19 protein-coding genes are annotated in these 19,722 nt (G+C 48.4%); 7 read left to right on the top strand and 12 right to left on the bottom strand.

Annotated elements, in window-relative coordinates; translation table 11 throughout:
• Window positions 1–93: 93 nt before the first annotated feature.
• Window positions 94–1,305 carry an NAD(P)/FAD-dependent oxidoreductase gene (locus QFZ51_RS10725; RefSeq protein WP_429045693.1) on the bottom strand — a complete coding sequence of 404 codons (1,212 nt, stop codon included), beginning with the start codon at window positions 1,303–1,305 and terminating at the stop codon, window positions 94–96.
• 63 nt (window positions 1,306–1,368) lie between these two features.
• Here QFZ51_RS10725 and QFZ51_RS10720 point away from each other — a divergent pair, with 63 nt between their 5' ends.
• Window positions 1,369–2,214, top strand: coding sequence for a dienelactone hydrolase family protein (locus QFZ51_RS10720; RefSeq protein ID WP_429045691.1), 846 nt, complete (start codon window positions 1,369–1,371; stop codon window positions 2,212–2,214).
• A gap of 39 nt (window positions 2,215–2,253) precedes the next feature.
• Here the strand turns inward: QFZ51_RS10720 and QFZ51_RS10715 are convergent, their stop codons facing one another.
• The 7 genes from QFZ51_RS10715 to QFZ51_RS10685 all read right to left on the bottom strand — a co-directional run bounded on the left by QFZ51_RS10715 (window position 2,254) and on the right by QFZ51_RS10685 (window position 8,737).
• Window positions 2,254–3,276 carry a sugar phosphate isomerase/epimerase family protein gene (locus QFZ51_RS10715; RefSeq protein WP_429045689.1) on the bottom strand — a complete coding sequence of 341 codons (1,023 nt, stop codon included), beginning with the start codon at window positions 3,274–3,276 and terminating at the stop codon, window positions 2,254–2,256.
• Between the two features lie 252 nt (window positions 3,277–3,528).
• Window positions 3,529–4,131: an alpha/beta hydrolase gene (locus QFZ51_RS10710; protein WP_429045687.1), complete on the bottom strand. Its 603-nt coding sequence runs from the start codon at window positions 4,129–4,131 to the stop codon at window positions 3,529–3,531.
• The gene (locus QFZ51_RS10705; protein WP_429045685.1) at window positions 4,109–4,408 is read right to left on the bottom strand and encodes a hypothetical protein; all 300 of its coding nucleotides are present in this window, start codon (window positions 4,406–4,408) and stop codon (window positions 4,109–4,111) included. The genes QFZ51_RS10710 and QFZ51_RS10705 overlap by 23 nt, the downstream gene beginning before the upstream one ends.
• 37 nt (window positions 4,409–4,445) lie before the next feature.
• Window positions 4,446–5,036 (bottom strand): TetR/AcrR family transcriptional regulator, encoded by a 591-nt coding sequence (locus QFZ51_RS10700; protein ID WP_370909874.1) that lies wholly within the window; start codon window positions 5,034–5,036, stop codon window positions 4,446–4,448.
• A gap of 267 nt (window positions 5,037–5,303) precedes the next feature.
• Window positions 5,304–6,002, bottom strand: a complete 699-nt coding sequence (locus QFZ51_RS10695) for a LytR/AlgR family response regulator transcription factor (protein WP_429045682.1) — start codon at window positions 6,000–6,002, stop codon at window positions 5,304–5,306.
• A gap of 34 nt (window positions 6,003–6,036) precedes the next feature.
• Window positions 6,037–7,221: a DUF4407 domain-containing protein gene (locus tag QFZ51_RS10690; RefSeq protein ID WP_370909872.1), complete on the bottom strand. Its 1,185-nt coding sequence runs from the start codon at window positions 7,219–7,221 to the stop codon at window positions 6,037–6,039.
• Between the two features lie 4 nt (window positions 7,222–7,225).
• The gene (locus tag QFZ51_RS10685) at window positions 7,226–8,737 is read right to left on the bottom strand and encodes a sensor histidine kinase (protein WP_429045680.1); all 1,512 of its coding nucleotides are present in this window, start codon (window positions 8,735–8,737) and stop codon (window positions 7,226–7,228) included.
• Window positions 8,738–8,894: 157 nt separating this feature from the next.
• On the opposite strand from QFZ51_RS10685, the gene QFZ51_RS10680 reads away from it, so the two are divergent.
• The 3 genes from QFZ51_RS10680 (at window position 8,895) to QFZ51_RS10670 (ending at window position 11,860) form a co-directional block, all read left to right on the top strand.
• Window positions 8,895–9,305 carry a Dabb family protein gene (locus tag QFZ51_RS10680; protein WP_370909870.1) on the top strand — a complete coding sequence of 137 codons (411 nt, stop codon included), beginning with the start codon at window positions 8,895–8,897 and terminating at the stop codon, window positions 9,303–9,305.
• Window positions 9,306–9,314: 9 nt separating this feature from the next.
• Window positions 9,315–9,818 (top strand): DinB family protein, encoded by a 504-nt coding sequence (locus QFZ51_RS10675; protein ID WP_429045678.1) that lies wholly within the window; start codon window positions 9,315–9,317, stop codon window positions 9,816–9,818.
• Window positions 9,819–9,886: 68 nt separating this feature from the next.
• Window positions 9,887–11,860 (top strand): gamma-glutamyltransferase family protein, encoded by a 1,974-nt coding sequence (locus tag QFZ51_RS10670; protein ID WP_429045677.1) that lies wholly within the window; start codon window positions 9,887–9,889, stop codon window positions 11,858–11,860.
• A gap of 5 nt (window positions 11,861–11,865) precedes the next feature.
• Here the strand turns inward: QFZ51_RS10670 and QFZ51_RS10665 are convergent, their stop codons facing one another.
• The 4 genes from QFZ51_RS10665 to QFZ51_RS10650 form a co-directional block, all read right to left on the bottom strand.
• Window positions 11,866–12,564, bottom strand: a complete 699-nt coding sequence (locus QFZ51_RS10665; protein WP_429045675.1) for a hypothetical protein — start codon at window positions 12,562–12,564, stop codon at window positions 11,866–11,868.
• Between the two features lie 77 nt (window positions 12,565–12,641).
• On the bottom strand, window positions 12,642–13,010 hold the full coding sequence (locus QFZ51_RS10660) for a winged helix-turn-helix transcriptional regulator (protein ID WP_429045673.1): 369 nt from the start codon (window positions 13,008–13,010) through the stop codon (window positions 12,642–12,644).
• 21 nt (window positions 13,011–13,031) lie between these two features.
• On the bottom strand, window positions 13,032–13,544 hold the full coding sequence (locus QFZ51_RS10655) for a hypothetical protein (RefSeq protein ID WP_429045671.1): 513 nt from the start codon (window positions 13,542–13,544) through the stop codon (window positions 13,032–13,034).
• An 18-nt stretch (window positions 13,545–13,562) separates the two neighbouring features.
• Entirely contained in the window at window positions 13,563–14,054 is a 492-nt protein-coding gene (locus tag QFZ51_RS10650) for a DUF4240 domain-containing protein (protein WP_370909864.1), read from the bottom strand.
• Between the two features lie 239 nt (window positions 14,055–14,293).
• Here QFZ51_RS10650 and QFZ51_RS10645 point away from each other — a divergent pair, with 239 nt between their 5' ends.
• The 3 genes from QFZ51_RS10645 to QFZ51_RS10635 all read left to right on the top strand — a co-directional run bounded on the left by QFZ51_RS10645 (window position 14,294) and on the right by QFZ51_RS10635 (window position 19,707).
• Complete coding sequence (locus QFZ51_RS10645; RefSeq protein ID WP_429045669.1) at window positions 14,294–14,893, top strand: RNA polymerase sigma factor; 600 nt, start codon at window positions 14,294–14,296, stop codon at window positions 14,891–14,893.
• Between the two features lie 90 nt (window positions 14,894–14,983).
• The gene (locus QFZ51_RS10640) at window positions 14,984–16,168 is read left to right on the top strand and encodes a FecR family protein (RefSeq protein ID WP_429045667.1); all 1,185 of its coding nucleotides are present in this window, start codon (window positions 14,984–14,986) and stop codon (window positions 16,166–16,168) included.
• Between the two features lie 251 nt (window positions 16,169–16,419).
• Window positions 16,420–19,707: a SusC/RagA family TonB-linked outer membrane protein gene (locus QFZ51_RS10635; RefSeq protein ID WP_429045665.1), complete on the top strand. Its 3,288-nt coding sequence runs from the start codon at window positions 16,420–16,422 to the stop codon at window positions 19,705–19,707.
• Window positions 19,708–19,722: the final 15 nt, after the last annotated feature.

Raw genomic sequence — 19,722 nt, 5'->3', positions numbered from 1 at the left:
TTTTTTGATTTTATAAGGATTTGGGGAGATGGAAGCGGAGCAGGATTTGGTTTTATAATGATTTGGGGAGATGGGAGCGGGTTTGGGGTTGGTTTAGAAATGGATTTTCCTGTTGAAGGAAAAGATGGTGGCATCGGGATTTTTCTTTCCCTGTATGAGGTCAGTGATGATATTGGCGGCCATCTGGCTGAAAGTGATCCCGTTGCCGCCGAAGCCCAGTGCAAAAAAGGTATGCGGCATAGGTGCGAAAGGGCCGATAAACGGGAGTCCGTCTTCTGTAGCGCCAAAGGTGCCGGTCCATTTAAACTCGGGGTGGAAGCGCAGCTCGGGGAATTTCTTCTGAAGGTCTTTTTCGAGGGCCTTTGCTTTTTGGTGGATTAGCTTATCCCGGCGGCCGGGGTTATAAAAGGGCTCATCACGCCCCCCTACCATTATACGGTGATCGCTGGTAGTACGCATGTAGAGGTAAGGGGATTTTGTTTCCCATATCAGGCAATCCTGATACCACTGTTCTTCTGCGTGATTGGGTTCACTTGCGATGGCATAAGTGGAGTTTAATTTCAGCAGCGGCGTTTTGATATATTGCAGCACCTCATATCCTGTGGCAATCACGAGGTAACGCGCCGTAACCTGGTACCCCTGTGAAGTTTTTAACACTACGCTGCGAGGACGGAAATCAATATCCACCACGGCGGTACGGTCAAATACCTGCGCACCATGTTTGATATTGTGCTGATGCAAGGCATGGGTAAGCATATATGCATCTGTTTGCGCGGCGGTATGGGAATAGATGGCAGCCGGCGCATCAAAGCCCATCTTTGCTTTTACTTTTGCGGCATCCCACCACTCTATTTTCAGCCCCAGCTCCCGGCGGGCTTCCAGTTCTTCCGATAGTTTTTTTACGTCTTTGAGGTATGAAGCAAGGTACAGGCTATGTTTTCGTTCAAAATGCGGGAAATGCAGGGCTTTGCAAATCTGCTCCAGCTCGAGGATAGCAGCCACAGACAGTTCATATGCCCTGTTGGCATGGTAAGTACCCACTTTATCCCGTAGTACCGATAAAGGCGTATCAATTTCATACTGTAACAGCGAGGAACTGGCCGCTGTGCTGCCAAGCCCAATGGTCCGGGCATCGGCTACCACGCAGGGAATACCTGCGTTTGTTAGGGCATAGGCCGTTAAGGCGCCGGAGATGCCCCCGCCTATCACGGCCACGTGCGTACGAATATCCCGTTCCAGCCAGGGATAATTGTATGGGAGGCCGTTACGGATCAATGAATAAGGGTAACCTGACTGAAGATCCATATTTATTGATTTTACAAAAGCTGCACCAGAAATTCGTATCTTCTGTCAGCAAAATTAACTGTCATGAAAACACTAACTTTCTCAACCGGTTGTTTACTGATGGCTGTGAGTGCTTTTTCCCAAACGGCGCCCTGCTGCCATACAGATGCCATCACTGAATTTGCTGCACTGGCCAACCAGGAAGAATTCCGCATGGCGCACAAAGATCCGCTGCCATTTACCTACCAGGGAACTACGGGCGCTGCCATCACCTTTCCTGCTACAGATGGAACACCTGCGCACGGCTTTCTGTTCAAAGCCAAAGAAACCTCCGGTAAATACCTGCTGGTGTACCAGGAATGGTATGGCGTTAACGACTACATCAAAAAGCAATCGGAACAGCTGTACAACGACCTCGGAGGCAAAGTAAATGTGCTGGCAGTGGATATGTATGATCAGAAAATAGCTACCAACCGCGAAGATGCTGCTAAATTAATGCAGGGAGCTTCCAGGGAAAGATTACAGGCCATTATGCAGGGCGCCATTAACTACGCCGGGAAAACGGCTAAAATAGCTTCTATTGGCTGGTGCTTCGGCGGCGGACTCTCTTTGCAATCGGGTTTACTGGCTGGGCCTCAAAACGCAGGCGTAGTGATGTATTATGGCATGCCTGAAAAAGATGTGAATAAACTAAAAACCCTGCAGGGACCTGTACTGGGATTTTTCGGTAATAAAGACAAAGGCATTAACCCGCAGGTGGTGGATGAATTTGAGAAAAACATGCAGGAAGCAGGTAAAACGCTCACGGTTAAACGTTATGATGCGGCGCATGGCTTTGCCAATCCGAGCAATCCCATTTTCGACAGCGCCGCTACCGCGGATGCATATAGTCATGTGGTGCCATTCCTGAAGAAAATATTTTCATTGTAAGTGTTAAGCGGAGGGAATGTTCCCTCCGCTTAACTATTTTTATTTGCCGCCGAGCCTCAGCAGCAATTCTTTTGTTTTCCTGATACCTTCTTCTTCGGATAATTTTTCGCCTTCGTACTCAATACCCATGAAGCCATTAAAGCCGGCGTCCTTCACTGTTTTGAGGATACGGGTATAGTCGATGGTTACTTCATTGCCGTTGGCATCGAAGTCGTATGTTTTTGCGCTCACGCCCTTTGCAAAGGGCATGAGCTCTGCCACTCCTTTATACCGGTCGTATTCTTCGAGGCAGGTGGTTTTAGCCCAGGCTTCCGGTGTATTGCTCTCCGGCTTACTACGTTTAATGCAGAAGTTACCCAGATCCGGCAGGGTACCGCAATTAGGCATGTTCACGGTTTTCATTACGCCGCTCAGCCATTCGCCGTTGGAAGACATGCCGCCGTGGTTTTCCACGATCACGCTGATGTCGTGTTCCTTTCCAAAGGTGGCCAGTTTAGTGAGGCCATCCGCTGCCGCTTTGGCTACTTCTTCCGGGGCGCCTTCTCCCGCTGCGTTTACACGGATAGCATGACAACCCAGGAACTTCGCTGCTTCTACCCACTTGTAATGATTTTCAACTGCCTTCATTCTCTTCTTCACATCCAGGTCGCCCATTTCGCCTTCCCCGTCGCACATAATGAGTACGCTGCGAACGCCCAGGTCGTCGGCGCGTTTCTTCATTTCTGTGAGGTAGGCCTGATCCTTTGCTTTGTCTTTGAAGAACTGGTTCACGTATTCAATGCCTTCAATGCCAAATTCATTCTTTGCGCGGGAAGCAAAATCGAGGTGATTCATTTTACCGGCAAACAACGCTTTATGGAACGACCATTCCGCCAATGAGATCTTAAAGAAAAGTTCGCGGGCAGTGGCTTCACCGGGTTTGGCAGCTGCGGCGCTGTCGCCTTCACTTTTAGTGGATTTCCCCTCATTACAGGCGGCCAGTATAGCGGGCAACATTCCCATTCCCATGGTGTACACGCCCATTTGACGCAGGAACTGCCTGCGGTTGTTAACATTACTCATATACGTGGGTTTTAAAGTTCATTCTCCTAAAATATTCATTTACACGGGGGAAAGCAAGTTAAAACGTATAAATTTTAAGAGAAAAAAAAAGAGCAGTTGAAAAGGGAAGATGATCACAGGCCGCTGCTATAGGCAGACTGCCTTAGCGGGAGATATAAATACAGATAGCTCGCCACGCTGATAGAAATCAGCGTATAACCGTGACAGTTACTCCTGCCTATTTTTAATTCCGGTTTCTTGTTGAATACCTTTTTATTTTATGTCATCCGCCAATACAGCCAGGACTCCCTGCAACACCGCTTCGTGCCGCATGATGCGGAAATGGCCATCACCGGTGATGCGGAGCGATTGTATGGCCGGGTATTGCTGCAGGTAGTCATCTATTTCCGTGGCTTTTGCGAGGGTATCAGTTGTATCGTAAGCCATCCATATTTTATCGGCTTTGATATGATTGATATAGCGGTGCAGGTCCATTTCAGCAAGATCTTCTTTCAGTCTTTGCCGGATCAGTTGCCGCAGCACGGGCATTACCACCGGGTGGATACGGAACAGGCGGAGTGCTTCATTAAAAAACACGGGAGCGCTCAATGCCGTGCTGAGCATCAGCAGACGGGGCACGTGTACATTTTTGCGGGAGAGTGTGAGTGCGGCATTGAGTCCGCCGAACGAATGGCCAACGATAGCGTGCAGAGGTTCTTCCTCTTGCATCACCTGTTCCAGTACATGCATCCATTGTACCAGGTTGGTGCGTTTGCCACCGGAGAGGCCGTGTGCCGGCCCATCGTAGGATACCACCTGGTAGCCCTGTTGCACCAGTGAGCTGATCAGTTGTTTAAAAATGGAGGGGGCTGCCACCCCAGCCGTGGAGCAGTAATACTTTGGGGCCTGTGGTTCCCCATCGGTAGGTGGTTACTTTCAGGGGAGCGTTATCAAACGGATAGCTGGTTACCTGCAAATGTTGCAATACCGCCTGATCGCGGAACTGCTGATGTACCGGCCGGAGCTTCAATGCGGGCGGTGTGCAGTACAGCCGGTAAAACAGTTTGGCCGTGGTAACCGGGAACGGGCGGCTCATGGCGGATAATATCACGCCGGTCATCCGCAGTGACAATGGTAAAACCTGGTGTTGCATTATAGACCGATTGGTTTATTTTTAGAACAAAAAAAAGTTAAAGAGAATGCTGCCTGATTTCTTCTCTTAACGCTTCCAATACCACGAGCATTTGTTTGTTATGTCCGAGCACGCTGCTTACGAGTATAGCACCTTCCAGCATGGTAAACATCCGGATAGCAAATTTCCGTTCGTCCCAGTCTTTTTCAAACTCGCCATGCTCCTTGCCATACTGCACCATTTTAGCGATGCGCGACTGGTAATAGAGCACCAGCTCACTCACCTTTCTTTTCAGCCCCGGATTAGTATCATCTGCTTCCACGCCGAAGTTGAGCATCGGGCAACCGCCGGCGATCTTTTGTTCTTCCGGGTAGCGGGCATAATACTGAAACAGCGCCTCAAATTTCCCGGCCGAAGTATTAGCCGTGGCCGTCACCTGCCGCAGGTTCAGCTTCTCCTCTTCAGCGATATAATCGAACACCTCCATCACTATTTCCTCTTTGGAGGAAAAGTTCCCGTACACGCCGCCCTTCGCCAACCTGGTGGCTTTGAGGATGTCACTGATAGAAGTACCGGCCACCCCCTTTTTATTGAAAATAGGAGCGGCTTTTTCTATGATGAACTGGCGCGTCTTTTCTGCTTTACCCATGCGAGGACTAAATTAGACCAATTGGTCCATTCCAACAAATATTTCTCGCGCGCGGATTTTGTCTTTCTCGCTGATTACGCTGATTTTACTGATTACTCGGATTTTTACTTTTGGATTTTTTTAGATTTCTTTGATTTTTTAATAATAATTAAGGGAGATAAAAGCGAATATCCGCTTCTATCTCCCTTAATCCTTTATAAAATCCAAAAGTAAAAATCCGAGTAATCAGTAAAATCAGCGTAATCAGCGAGAAAGACAACATCCGCGTTAGAAATTGAAGATGCGTTCAATCGCAGGCGCATAGGCCGCCCCGATGGGGATGGGAATGTTTTTGATGTAAAGGGAGTTGCGGTCGGCGCGTTCAATTTTTTTATTGGCTACAATGTAGGAGCGGTGCACACGGGTGAAGGAGCCGATGGGCAGCAGGTCTACCGCTTCCTGCATGGAAAGGCGGGAGATGAGCTTGCGGTCGGTGAGGATGAAGTTCACGTAGTTGCCGGCGCTTTCAAGGTAAAGGATATCATCGAGTACAATACGGAATTGTTCGTAGCCGCTTTTCACGAAGATGTAGTCTGTTTGTTCCTTGCCTGGGGCGGGGCCATTTTGTTGCTTCAGTTGCAGCAGGTTATTGGCTTTGTTGCAGGCTTTCATGAAACGTATCAGGGAAAAGGGTTTGAGCAGGTAATCAATCGCGTCGAGCTCAAAGCTTTTCACCGCATGTTCTGAATAGGCGGTCGTAAAAACCGTCATGGGCGGATGAGGGAGACTGGATAAAAAATCCAGTCCGGATATATCCGGCATTTTGATATCCAGGAAGAGCAGGTCTACTTTTTCTTTGCTGAGAAAGTCGATGGCTTCAAAAGCATTGGTAAAAAAACCCTTCATTTCCAGGAAGGGAACCTTGGCAGCGTGATTTTTGATAACAGCCAGCGCCACCGGTTCATCATCTATCGCAATAGCAGTCATCTTTGGCTATTTTACGGGTAAGCAATACAGGGATCTAACTAATTTTGCCGAGCAATAATCTCCGGGCTTGCTGCCAGAGATTCTGGTACTGGCCGTTTTCGCGGCTTTGCCACTCTTTTACGAGGGCGTCGGCTTGTTCGCGGCGCAGGTCGCGGGTAGATTCAAACAGGTGATCCACCGTTTCCTTGTCGGCTGCCAGTGCGGCGGCCTGGTAGTGTTCCATTAATTCCTGGCTGGTATCTGTTTGCAGCCTTGCGGAGGCTACGCCCTGGGCAGTGGCGGCAGCCAGCTTTTCATCGTATTCTCCTTTGGGCATCAGTATTTTGCTGAGCAACGGCATTACTTCAATGAGGGTAATGATAAATACAATGAGGCGATAACGTTGTTTTACCGGCGGATGCGTTTCGGTGAGCTCATTCAGGGCTTCTATCTGTGCCAGGAATCCGTTGGTGAGGGTACCGACATATACAGATTCTTTCACGCTGTCGACGCTGTGCATACGGGCCATTTGTGCCTGCAGCTGTTGCTGCTGCGGCTCCCAGGCTCTTTGCATGGCCTGCAGCTCCTCTTCTGATTTGAGGTAAGCCGATTTTTTTACGCGGGCAATGTCTGACTCTCCTATTCTGCCGGAGCCACCGGTGCCATCGGTTTCTTTGATATAACCATCTTTATATACTTTCAGCTCCGCGGTTTTTTGCGCCAGCTGCTGCTTGCCCTGGTCAAGGGATTGCTGCAGGGTGGCCATCTGGCCGGCGTTGAGCTTTACCAGCTGCGCCCGGTAGGCATCGAGCTTTGCCTGCTTGCCAAGTTCCAGCTGCGTATCAATATCTTTCTTAAATAACATTAATACCACCGGCTGGGAAATAAACAAACCTATGGTAACGGCGAGGACTAAACGAAATATTACCGGCATTACTTTTATGCTGCCGTTGGTACGGGACATGGCAGCGATGAGGGTACGGTCGACCGATAAAATAGCGAAGCCAAAAAACAGCGCCAATCCGGCCACCACCATGTCATCGTTTACGATGGTGGAAAAGAAATAGCCCCATGACAGCGTGGCAAACATCCACGTAACCAATACTGATACACCAATGATCCGGTACCGCTCTTTCTCGGTTTTACACTCCTGCAAAACATCGGCATCAGCAGCGGCCAGCCACCACAAAAAGCGCGTCATGCCATCAGGCCCGGGTACCACTTCTTCTTCTTTTTTCATTTACTTATTTATTAACATCAATAGTCAGATGGATAAAAAACTCAGTAGCCGTGTGACGGATACTCAGCTCGTGCCGGTGCGGATACAATAAATTTAGTCTTTCTTTTACATTATTCAAACCAATGCCCATTCCCTCCCTTTCCGGATCATTTTCCGGGCGGGGATGCACGCTGTTATACACATCAAAGAAGATCTGATCAGTCGTACAGCTCAGGGAAATCACGATGCGGGAGCGATGCCGCAGGCTGATCCCGTGCTTAAACGCATTTTCCACGAAAGGGATCAGCAACATCGGCGCAATTTCATGCTGGCATTGACTTTCATCGATATTTACCTCTATCAGGATATCGGGCGATGACAATACACGCAGGCGTTGCAGGGCGATATAATTTTGCAGGTAAGCCACTTCCTTATCCAGTGGAATTTTTTCCAGGTGGTTATCATGTAGCATAAACCGCATCATATCACCCAGTTTCTGGATGCCTTCGCTGGTGCGGGCAGCCTCTTCCTGCAGGGCGGTTCCATACAGCGTGTTAAGGGCATTGAATAAAAAGTGCGGATTGATCTGGGAACGGAGGAAGTCGAGGTTGGCAGTGGAATGCCCCAGCGCCTTTTTCAGCGTTACCACCGTGTTCACCTGCTTCCGGCGGCTTTTAAACAACAGCCAGCAAACAGGCAGTACAATACCTGCCGATACCGCAATGCCGATAAAAGCCAGTGCTACAAACCAGCCTCCGTTGCGGTGCACCAGTGCGCGGCATATCAATGCCAGCAACACATTGCTTCCCAGGATGGTGAAAACGATATCCCGGATCAGGAGACTTTTATTCCGGTGAGTGTCCTCGAAGGCGGGGAATACCTGGTACCGGAGAATAAAGAACACGGCAATCTGCGAAGGACCAAAGAAAAAGATCATCAGCGCCATATCCCTGGAATCGGAGAACGACAAACAAAACAATACCATAAATACGCCGGCAGCCCAGCAAATTTCTGTGAGCATCTGCCTGAAAGCCATATCTGTTGCAATGCGCGGATACAGCATACTCACCAGCGCTTTCCGGAAATAATAATATGCTACATACAGCACACCGGAAAAGACCGTAGTAATGAAAGCTGTTTTAGCAAAATACATATGCGCACCCCGCACCGTGTCATATACGCCCAGCAGGTAGCCGTTGTAATAAGAATTGGCGACCATCATCATGGCGAAATAAAACAACCCTACCGGGATCAGCAGCAATATGCCACCCAGCCATTTTCCCTTCTCCAGGAACTCCGGTACAATGACAAAGTTCACCAGCAGGAAACTTACATATACCAGTGTAACCCGTCCCATTGAGGGCAGCAGGTAATGAATGTAATAATCGAATACCTGGTGGTAAGTGTCGAATTTTCTACCATAGATGTCCTGCAATTCAAATACGTTATACACAATGCTGGGATATAGGATCGAAAACATCAGCAACACAAAAATGGCGGTTACGATGCCAAATTCAATTTTCTTAAATTGATTCATAAGGTTGATGTATTTAGGGCAATAATAGCATTTGTTGCCATGCAGCAGGGGCAAAATGGGATGAAAGTAGTGTAATCCGGTATGAAATGGGCTTTGACAGTAAGAATTATAATAAATCGGTAATCTTTATTATTTTCATCGCCTCAACAAGCCCGATATGAGCACTTCCAACAGACGTAAATTTTTAGGAACCGCAGCAGCGCTTGCCGCTGGTACTGCCGCTGCCGCAGCAATCCCCTCAACAAATATGGAAAAGAAATACCCGATTGTGCATCATGTGTTCTTCTGGCTGAAGAACCCGGATTCCAAAGAAGACCGCGACAAACTGGTGGCCGGTGTAAAAACCCTGTCGAAAATTGAAACCGTTCGTGACCTGCGTGTAGGCGTGGTAGCGAGTACCGAAAAACGCGATGTTGTGGATAACAGCTGGGGCGTATCAGAGCTGATCTTTTTCAGTGATCTCGCCGGACAAGCCACCTATCAAACCCACCCCATACACCTGGAGTTTATTAAAAACTGCAGTCATTTATGGGAGAAAGTAATCGTTTATGATGCCGTAGAGGTATAAAAAAATATCATGGCAACGGAATACTGGATGAGCGGGCCGGTAGAAAACATACCGGCATTATTGCAACCCGTGGCGCATGCGTTATTGCAGGCCAACCAGGAAATAAATACCCTGATGCAGGATTTCCCGGAAACACTTTTATGGGAAAAACCGGCGGGACTGGCCTCGCCGGGATATCATCTTCAGCATGTGAGCGGTGTGCTCGACCGGCTGTTTACCTACGCCAGGGCGGAAGCGCTCAGTCAGCAGCAATTTGCCGCCCTGGCCGGTGAAGGTAACCCAGGCGCCACCCTCCACGATTTGCTGGATCATTTCAATGCACAGGTACATCAATCGCTGATGCAATTGTCGGCCACCCCGGAAAACACCCTCACCGATTTCCGGGGCGTGGGCAGAAAACAACTCCCCTCCACCGTATTGGGATTACTATTTCATGCTGCGGAACACACCATGCGGCATACCGGGCAACTGCTGGTTACGGTAAAAGTACTGCTGGAAATGCATGCCCGTTGAAAGCAGAGAAGCATTACCCTTCATGTAAATCCGGATTGTTTTTATCCGTAAAACTATAAATTAGCCCTATGAAACGCTTATTCCTCCTTTCCCTCGTGTTGGGTTGTTATACCGGCATGCAGGCACAGCAAACGCAGAAACCACCTTTACACGGCAAAAACTGGATGGCCGTAACCGGCAAGCCACTGGCTGCAACAGCCGGCGCCATGATCTTCCAGCAACACGGCAACGCCGTGGATGCCGCCTGCGCTATGCTTGCCGCTACCTGTACCATGTGGGATGTGCTCAGCTGGGGCGGAGAAACACAGGCACTCATATACAATCCGAAAACAGGAAAAGTAATTGCCATCAATGCCCTGGGCGTGGCGCCTACAGGCGCTACTCCCACCTTTTATAAAGGAAAAGGATACGACTTCCCACCTGAATACGGTCCCCTGGCAGCAGTAACACCGGGAACTGCAGGTGGGTTGTGCTACATGCTGGCAGAATATGGCACTCTCAGTTTAAAACAGGTATTAGCGCCCGCCATGGAAATGGCCGCCGGCTACCCGATAGAAGCACAAACCGCCAATAGTATTGAACGCGGGAAAAAATATATCAACGAATGGCCTTACAGCAAAGCTGTTTTCCTGACACATCCCGGCGAAAAAAGAGAAGCCCCGGAGGCAGGAGAAATTTTTGTGCAGAAAGACCTCCTCGCTACCCTCTCCAAAATGGTTGAAGCCGAGCAGGAAGCACTGCGTAAGCACAAAAGCCGGAAAGAAGCCATTATGGCGGCATACGACCGCTTCTACAAAGGCGACATTGCGAAGGAATTTGTACGTGGCTGCCAGGAGCAGGGCGGCCTGATCACCCTGGAAGACCTGGCCCGCTGGAAGCCGGTGGAAGAAGAACCGCTGCATATTAATTACAAAGGCATAGAAGTGTACAAACTGCAGGAATGGACGCAGGGACCTATGCTGCTGCAAAGCCTGAACATCCTGGAAAATTTTGACCTGAAATCGATGGGGTATAATTCCATTGAATATATTCATACGTTGTATCAAACCATGAACCTCACTTTTGCGGACCGTGATTTTTATTACGGCGATCCTGCGTTCAATACCAATCCTGCTATCAAAGGATTGCTGAGCAAAGAATACGGCAAGGCGAGAGCGAAACAGATGAATCTTGCGCAAAATGACGCCAATGCAGGACCGGGCGATCCCTATCCTTTCATGGGCAAAACCAATCCTTACCTGCATTTCCTGGAGGAGCGCAAGCAGCTGACAGATACCAGCAACGGCCGCAAGCCCGGCGGATTTGTTCCCAAACATGACGCCACTATGCTGCAGCATGGAAATGCGGACCAGCAATATGCTGCCAATGCCTTGTCAACAGAGGGAGATCTAAATCAGCTGTATGCCGGCAATACACCCGACAGCGCCTATATGGACCGGCTGTGGCGCGGCACCACCAGCGTGGAAGCAGCAGATAAAGACGGCTGGGTAGTATCTATCACGCCCAGCGGCGGTTGGCTGCCTGCCTGTATTGCCGGTAAAACGGGTATAGGAATGAGCCAGCGGGCGCAGAGTTTTGTATTGGATTCTGCCATTTGCCCTTTTAATGTAATTGCGCCCGGTAAACGTCCGCGGGTAACGCTTACTCCTTCGATGGCGTTGAAAGACGGCAAGCCTTTCCTGGCTTTTGGTGTGCAAGGTGGCGATACGCAGGACCAGAACCTCTTGCAGTTTTTCCTGAACGTGGTGGAATTTGGGATGACCGTGCAGCAGGCTACAGAAGCCGCGAATATCAATACCAACCAGTTGTGGTTGTCGTTAGGCGGTACTACCATCAAAGACAGGGAGCCGCGGCCGGGAAGTATTCTCCTCAATAATAATACCTCCGAAAAAACACGCAAAGCCCTGGAGCAAATGGGTTATCACCTCACTTTCGGAGAGCGTACCAGCGGCCCTATAAACGCCATTTACATAGATCGTGTACACGGCAGTTTATGGGGTGGCAGCAGTAATCATGGAGAAGATTATGGAATAGGGTGGTAAGTAAATTACTCCCGGGTCCATACTTCATGAATAGGATCTCCTTTTGAGCTTTTGCCGCTATGGTCCCAGTTGTTGCCGTTTACGCTGCCTTTAAAAGACAGTTCAGCCCCAATACGGGAGCTATCGCGGGAAAAGAACTCGATTTTTTCGGTGTAGGTACCGTTATCAAAAGTATAGGTACCTCCACCGGAACCAAAGAACTCGCCTGTTTCCTGGTTGATGGCTACCCATTGAAAGCGGGTGCCCGTCATTATTTTCATGGTGCGCCTCGCACTGTTGGGAATGGGTGTCATCTTACCTTCTCTTTCCCGTGAAGTAATTTGCCAGCTGCCGGCCAACGGGCCGGTACCATCGTCGATACGCGTCCACTCCTGTTTTCCACCACCGGGACTGCTGGTGATCAGCTGCCCGTTTTCCATGCCTACCGGCACGGTTGTTTTTTGCCCTACCTGCGAGGCATTGGCCGTGTTAAAAAGAATGGCTACATCCACCTGCGTGTCACCCGCCTGTTTCCAGGTTCCTCCATATGAAGTAATGAAACGCTGGTTATTGTAATCGGTGACTGTAAACCAGTTGGGCGTAATCAGCAACACGCTGGTTACATCGCCGGTCGCTGATTTCCAGGCGCCTAAGGGTGAGTCTTGTGCGCTGAGTATACCCAGGCAGGAACAGCATAACGTAAATAACAGGAGTAGTTTTTTCATAACATAGCATTTGTGTACTTAAGATAAGCAAACAAACGCAGTAACTAAGCGGTTTCTCTCTGTGGTATGAACACGTTTTATTTATACAGATGCTGGTCCTGTATATAATCAACACCTTGTTTTTTGAGATAAGCGATTCCCCATTCGCTGACAAATTCGTACAGAGGAGCCAGTGATTTTCCTTCGGTGGATAAGTAGTATTCCACGCGGTATGGCTTTTGGGTAATCACATTCTTTTCAATCAACTTATCGCGTTCCAGTTCTTTAAGCTGCTGGCTAAGCATCTTTTCTGAGATGCCCGGCAGGTTATCTCTTATTTCAGCGTAACTTTTTTTAGTAAAGTAATGCAGGTGGAAGAGGATTAACAGTTTCCATTTCCCTCCAATAAATCCGAGTGTTACATCTACCGGGCAGGTGTATGTTTTATTGTTCAGTGTGATCATCATCAACCGTGTAAAGTGGTTTCGCTATGCTTCTTCCAGTACGCGCTTCAGGATATTCAGGTACCCGATATGCTGTTCCGCATAGGAACTGCTTTCGGAGAGCTGTGCCCAGGCAATTTGCCGTTCAAGGGCGATATTGATCACCGGCTTATTGGCTTCTTCGATTACACCTTCGTCTGCCAGCTGGCCAAAGCCGGCGGCAATTACTGAAGCATCCAATGTGAAAATAAAGTGCTGGTCATCAAAAGCAGGATCTTCTTTCATACGTATGATCAGATCCCGGTCCAGCAGCGTTTCGTTATACTCTTCAAAGGCCATTTCCCCTACCGATTCGATGGTCCATTTTAAGCATTCAATGGTAGGCGTGGAAGGATATTCCCGGCGCCATTCCCGGAATGAGGCAAGCCCGGTGTCTCCTTCATCTGATCCGAAAGGGGCCAGTTCATCAGCGGGATCCCAGAAAAAGTCTTCAGGTATCAGGGCAATAGCTCGTGCATGTGCATGATCTTTATCTATGCCATAGATTTCGTCCTTCATAAGATATGTTGTTTTAAATTACGCTTTACCCCACCCATCGGCATTTGAGCAGGTTTCGATGCCATGCCTTGTATACCGCTCAAATTCTTCTCCAAATAATTCCTGGTATACCATATACCCGATAAATCCTACAATTTCTGCTTCTGCATCGCAGGTGGCTTTTGAAGGATTTTCGTCGATCATTTCATAGTACGTTTTCCCCATTCCTACAATAAAACACCTGCAATAAAGGAAACCGTCATCTGATCCATCGGTATATGCATGGATATCTTCCCGGTCAATCTGAAATAATTTTTCTTCCATGATGTGATTAAACCCTGTCAGCTCTTCCTTATCCAATTGGAGCAGGATATCCCGGATATTATTGGTAATAACGCCGTATACTTCCCCGGTCAGGTCTTCGATCAATACCGCATCATTGGTTTTCAATGCTGTATTGCGCATATCCCGTAATGCCGGGGATGCAGCCCACGCTTCTTCAATAATCTGCCAGAATTTAAATTCATTCATAAGAGTAGCAATTAATGATCATTAAGAATTAACTGTAAGATATACATAGGAAACGCAGTGTAAATGCGTAGTAAAAAAAGCGGTCAGTGATCCGGTATCCCTTGAAAATACACAATAATTTTCTTTCTTTTCTACCCATCTGCTAAAACCTTCCTCCTGTATAAATTATTTTATTATTAATTCCCTGTCCCCTAAATTTACCGGGTTATTGTTTTTGTGAGGGTACAAAACTTCCAGCTTTGCCAGACATTTCCCTGAATGACGAACATGATTTACTGCAGAAAGTTGCCATGGGTGACGGGGATGCATATACCATCCTGTTCAGGCATTACAGCGGGCAGGTGTATGATGTGGCCATGCTTTACCTGAGAGACAGCAGCCTGGCCAGGGAAATTGTACAGGAAGTTTTTATGAAGGTATGGCTGAAAAAAGCCGATATGTCCCACATAAAACAATTTAAAGATTACCTGTTTATCCTTACCCGCAACCATATTTACGACGGCTTCAAAAAGCAGCTGGTAAGGCTGAAAGCCTACGATTTCCATCTGAAAAACCAGCCGGAAGCACAGAATGATACCGATCACCTGTTGCTGCAACGGGAATACGACGCCATCCTGGACAAAGCCGTGTCCGGTCTGCCTCCGGAGCGAAAAAAGGTGTACCTCGCCCGTAAACAGGGCTGGAGCAACGAGGAAATTTCCCAACAGCTCAATATATCAGTACATACCGTTAAAAAGCAAATGAGCCTTGCTATGCACGCTGTACGGGCTTTTGTAAAGTCCAGGCTGCAAAATGATATCGTTCCCCTCCTCCTGTTTTTAATCCTCTTCCGCAAATAACATCTTCCCCGAAAAAAATTTCATCCCGGATACTCCTTTTTTACCGGTTGATCGTCTTTACCCCATATCACCCTTCCAAAATCGCTGATAATGTCCATAACGGAAGTACAGTTATTGCTTGAAAAATATAAGAATGGCCGGATCAGCCAGGAAGAACTGCTGCGCCTGAAAGCGATGGTAGCCGGAAACGACTACGAGCCGGAAATCAAAGCAGATATCCTGTCGGCACTGTACAACAGCGGGACGCCGCAAAGCGGTCTGTCTGCGGAAGATGGTGAAGCCATTTTACAAAACATCCTGCAAACAACGCCGCCCCGCGCTGCCGGCAATACCCGCAGAATAATCTGGTATGCAGCCGCAGCAACCTTGCTGGGAGCCACGCTTGTCACAGGCGCACTTTATATGAAACGGCAGCAACAGCCCGTTATAGTGGCTGCTCCGAAAGCCAATCCCCTGGCGCCCGGCACCAACACCGCCGTACTGGTACTGGCAGATGGTAAAACCATTCCGCTGGATAGTGCCAACACCGGCGCACTGGCCAAACAGGGCAACAGCAGCATCGTAAATTCAGTGCAGGGCCTTGCCTATAAAGCAGAAGGTGCCACCACGGAAGTGGTGTATAACACCGTAGTAACTCCCCGTGGCGGGCAATACCAGCTTACCCTGGCAGACGGCACTAAAGTATGGCTAAACGCCGCCAGCAGCATTCGCTTCCCTACTGCATTCAGCGGGAAAGAACGGCTGGTGGAGATTTCCGGGGAAGGTTATTTCCAGGTAGCCGCCAATGCGCAGCAACCGTTCCGGGTGAAAGTAAAAGGCAATCCTGATATGGAAGTAAATGTGCTCGGCACCAGCTTCAATATCATGGCCTATACCGATGAGAAAAACATTACCACTACCCTGGAAAGCGGCGCTGTTCAACTGGTGCATGGCAACATCCGGAGCGTGCTGCAACCCGGCTACGGCGGCAGCCTGAACACCGGCGATGCCGCATTCACCATCGAAAAAGCGGACCTGGAACAGGCACTGGCCTGGAAAGAAGGCAAATTCAGGTTCCGTAATACCAGCATACAAACCATCATGCGCCAAATTGCCAGATGGTATAATATAGAGGTTACCTATGAGGGTGATCTGTCGGATATCCGCTTAACAGGGATCATTTCCCGGCGGGAAAATGCAGCTTCTTTATTAAAGATTCTGTCAACAACAAAACGGGTTCACTTTGATATTAATGACAACCGGGTCGTGGTAGCACCATACGATCCTGAGCAATAGACGCTATTTGTCCACTTATGAATTGATCATTTTTAAATTTATTTAGGTTATGAAGACGTAAATAATTCCACTGCCGGTTGTAAAAAAAAACCGGAAGCAGTGCAATGCTCCCGGCTATAGAAGGCAACCCAACTCCCTGAATCATTTAGAAAATTGAATTATTAAGCCAACAACACAAAAGTATGGAACTACTTGGTACCTGCAAAGTCCCCGGGAAAGGAGGACGTATGCAAAGAAAATTACTGTTGATTATGCGATTAACTGCAATACTGACACTGGTATTCACCCTTAATCTGAGCGCCAAAACCTTCTCTCAGTCTGTTACCATCAAAGGGAAACGTCTTCCCCTTTACGATGTTTTCAACAGCATCAGCCGCCAGACAGGTTATGAATTCATTTATGATGAGAAGCTGCTGGAGAAAGCGCCGCCGGTAAATCTGAATATGAACCAGGCCTCCCTCACAGAGGTGCTGAATGCCTGTTTGAATAACAAACTGTTTAACTACAACATTGTAGATAAAACAATTGTAATCAGCCCGAAGGCTAAAGCAATGGTGCCCGCCGCCGCGGTGATAGCTGCCATCGACATACAGGGCAAGGTGACCGACACCAAAGGTCTGCCACTTGTAGGCGCATCTATCCAGGTAAAAGGCACCAGCAAAGGCACTGTTACCAACACCCAGGGCACCTTTACCCTGGCCGCCAATCCCGGCGATGTGCTGATCATCAGCATCATAGGATATGAAAGCAAACAGGTAACCGTAGGGAATGATCCCAACATCCAGGTAACGCTGGCTGTACAGGACAGCCAGTTAGGCGCTGTAGTGGTAACGGCCCTCGGTATCAAAAGATCCGAGAAATCCATTACCTATTCCGCCCAGCAACTGGATGGACTGGAACTTACCAAAGCGAAAGATGCGAATCTTGTAAATACGCTGAACGGCAAAGTGGCAGGGTTAACTATTTCTTCCAGCGCTTCCGGTGTAGGCGGTTCTGCCAAAGTAATCCTGCGCGGCAGCAAATCAGGATTGGGCAGCAACCAGGCTTTGTATGTAATTGACGGTGTGCCGATGAACAACACCATCACAAACCAGCCGGGAAGTATTTATGGTGGCAGCTCCTCTTATGATGGCGGCGACCCTATCTCCAACCTCAATCCGGAAGACATTGAAAGTATCTCCGTACTGAAAGGCGCATCCGCAGCCGCTCTTTACGGCAGCCAGGGCGCCAACGGCGTAATCATTGTTACTACCAAAAGTGGTAAAGTGGGGCGCACTACTATCAATATATCATCCGGATTCAATGTTAGCCAGGCTGCCTATAAGCCAAAGTTCCAGAACAACTATGGCCAGTCGGCCGACCCTACCACCAAAAGCTGGGGCAGCAAAATCAGCGGCGCAACCGACAATGTATCCGACTTCCTTCAAACAGGACGCAACTTCACCAACGCCATCAGCCTGGCCGGTGGTTCTGAAAAAGCGCAAACTTATTTTTCTTATGCCAATACCTCCGCACGAGGTTTAGAGGCAGGCAATAAACTCGGTCGTCACAACCTGAGCTTCAAAGAAACTGGTCACTTTCTGAATGATAAACTCACCGCTTCTGCAGATGTGAATTACATGACCCAGAAAATTGACAACACGCCTTTGTCCGGGTTTTACTTCAACCCCCTCACCGGTTTATATCTTTTCCCGCGCGGAGTTGATATCAGCCCTTACCGGGACCAGTATGAAATTCCTGATCCTTCCCGGAATAACCTCATGGTGCAGAACTGGCCCTTTTCAGAAGATGTGCAGCAGAATCCCTGGTGGATCCTCAACCGCAACACCAATTCGCTTTCGCGCAACAGGATACTCGCCAATGCCAGCCTGAAATATGACATCAACTCCTGGTTGAATGTACAGGGAAGAGGAAGTATTGACCGTATGAATGATGTGTATGAGCAAAAGATATATGCCGGCACCCAAACCACGCTGGCCTCCAAAAACGGCGGTTATAACTATACCAACAATACCACTACGCAACAATACGGAGACCTGATCGCCAATTTTAATATCCCGGCAAATGATTTTCATTTTACGGGTATCGTTGGTGGTAGTATCCGCGATGTTAAAACAAACGGTATCTATTTCGCAGCAGGTCAGGAAGGTTTATATCTCCCGAATATATTCACCATCCAGAACATGAAAACGATCAACGCAGCGAACTCCGGTAGCTCACAGGAGAAACACAGCCAGTGGCAATCTGTTTTCGGAAGTGTGAATATTTCTTACAAAGACTGGGCATACATGGATCTGACGGCAAGGAATGACTGGGCCTCCAACCTGGCGTTTACCAACCAGTTATCTTACTTCTATCCATCAGTGGGATTGAATGTAATCCTCACCCAACTGCTTAAAATGCCAGAGGCTATTACCTACGGTAAGATCCGTGGTTCCTATGCTATTGTAGGCAATTCTCCGCTGGCCTACCAGAGTAATACACCGGATAACCTGATCAATACCGGCGGTAACGTAAAAGTGAATACCACAGCTCCATTCAGGGATCTGAAACCGGAAAAAACAAAGTCACTGGAACTGGGTACAGAATGGCGCTTTTTCGACAGCCGTTTGAGCGTGGATCTCACTTACTATAAAACCAATACCACTAACCAGACCATGGAAATTGCCGCACCTAATGCAACCTTGTATAACACCTACTTTATTAATGCAGGTGATATCCAGAACCAGGGTGTAGAAGCCATGATACGGTATGATGTGTTGCGCGATACAAAACTGAAGTGGAATACTGCTTTAAACTATGCAGTAAATGACAACAGGATCATTTCCCTGTCGCCGTTTGTAGACCGTTTCAGCCTGACCGGCGACGGCACCGGCGCCAACTACGCTTCACAATTTAAGGTAGGCGGTTCGTTTGGCGATATTTACGGTACGGTGTTAAACCGTGATGCACAGGGACGTGTGATCATTAACAATGGCGCTCCTTCTCTCGCAGGCGGCCAGATGCAATATCTTGGTAATGCCAATACCAAATGGCAATTAGGCTGGAACAATAATTTTGCATACAACAACTTTACCTTATCCTTCCTGATAGATGGTAAGTTCGGCGGACAGGTAATGTCTGTAACCCAGGCAATGATGGACGGATACGGCGTTTCTGCTACTTCCGGCCAGGCAAGGGATGCCGGTGGCGTAAAAGTAAACGGGGCAGATGCCAATGGCAACCCGGTTACCTCTGTAGATGCAGAGAAATGGTACAATGTGGTAGGCGGCAGAACGGGTGCTTCCGGGGAATATATGTACAGCGCCACTACTGTAAGACTGAGAGAAGCATCGCTGGGATACACCATCCCGTTGAAAAGCAATGCAGTGAAGGCACTGAAGGTATCTGCCAACGGCCGTAACCTGTTTTACTTCTCTAAGAAAGCTCCATTCGATCCTGAGCAAACCATGTCTACCTCTAATGGCCTGAGTGGTGTGGATGTATTTATGTTACCTGCTTCCCGCAGCTATGGCGTTACTGTAAATGCCACTTTCTAATCATTTACCGCAAAA

It is taken from the genome of Chitinophaga sp. W3I9 (assembly GCF_050434025.1).
GTDB lineage: Bacteria > Bacteroidota > Bacteroidia > Chitinophagales > Chitinophagaceae > Chitinophaga.
Note: the sequence above shows the minus strand (reverse complement) of the source record. Positions and strands in the feature narration are given on the sequence as shown.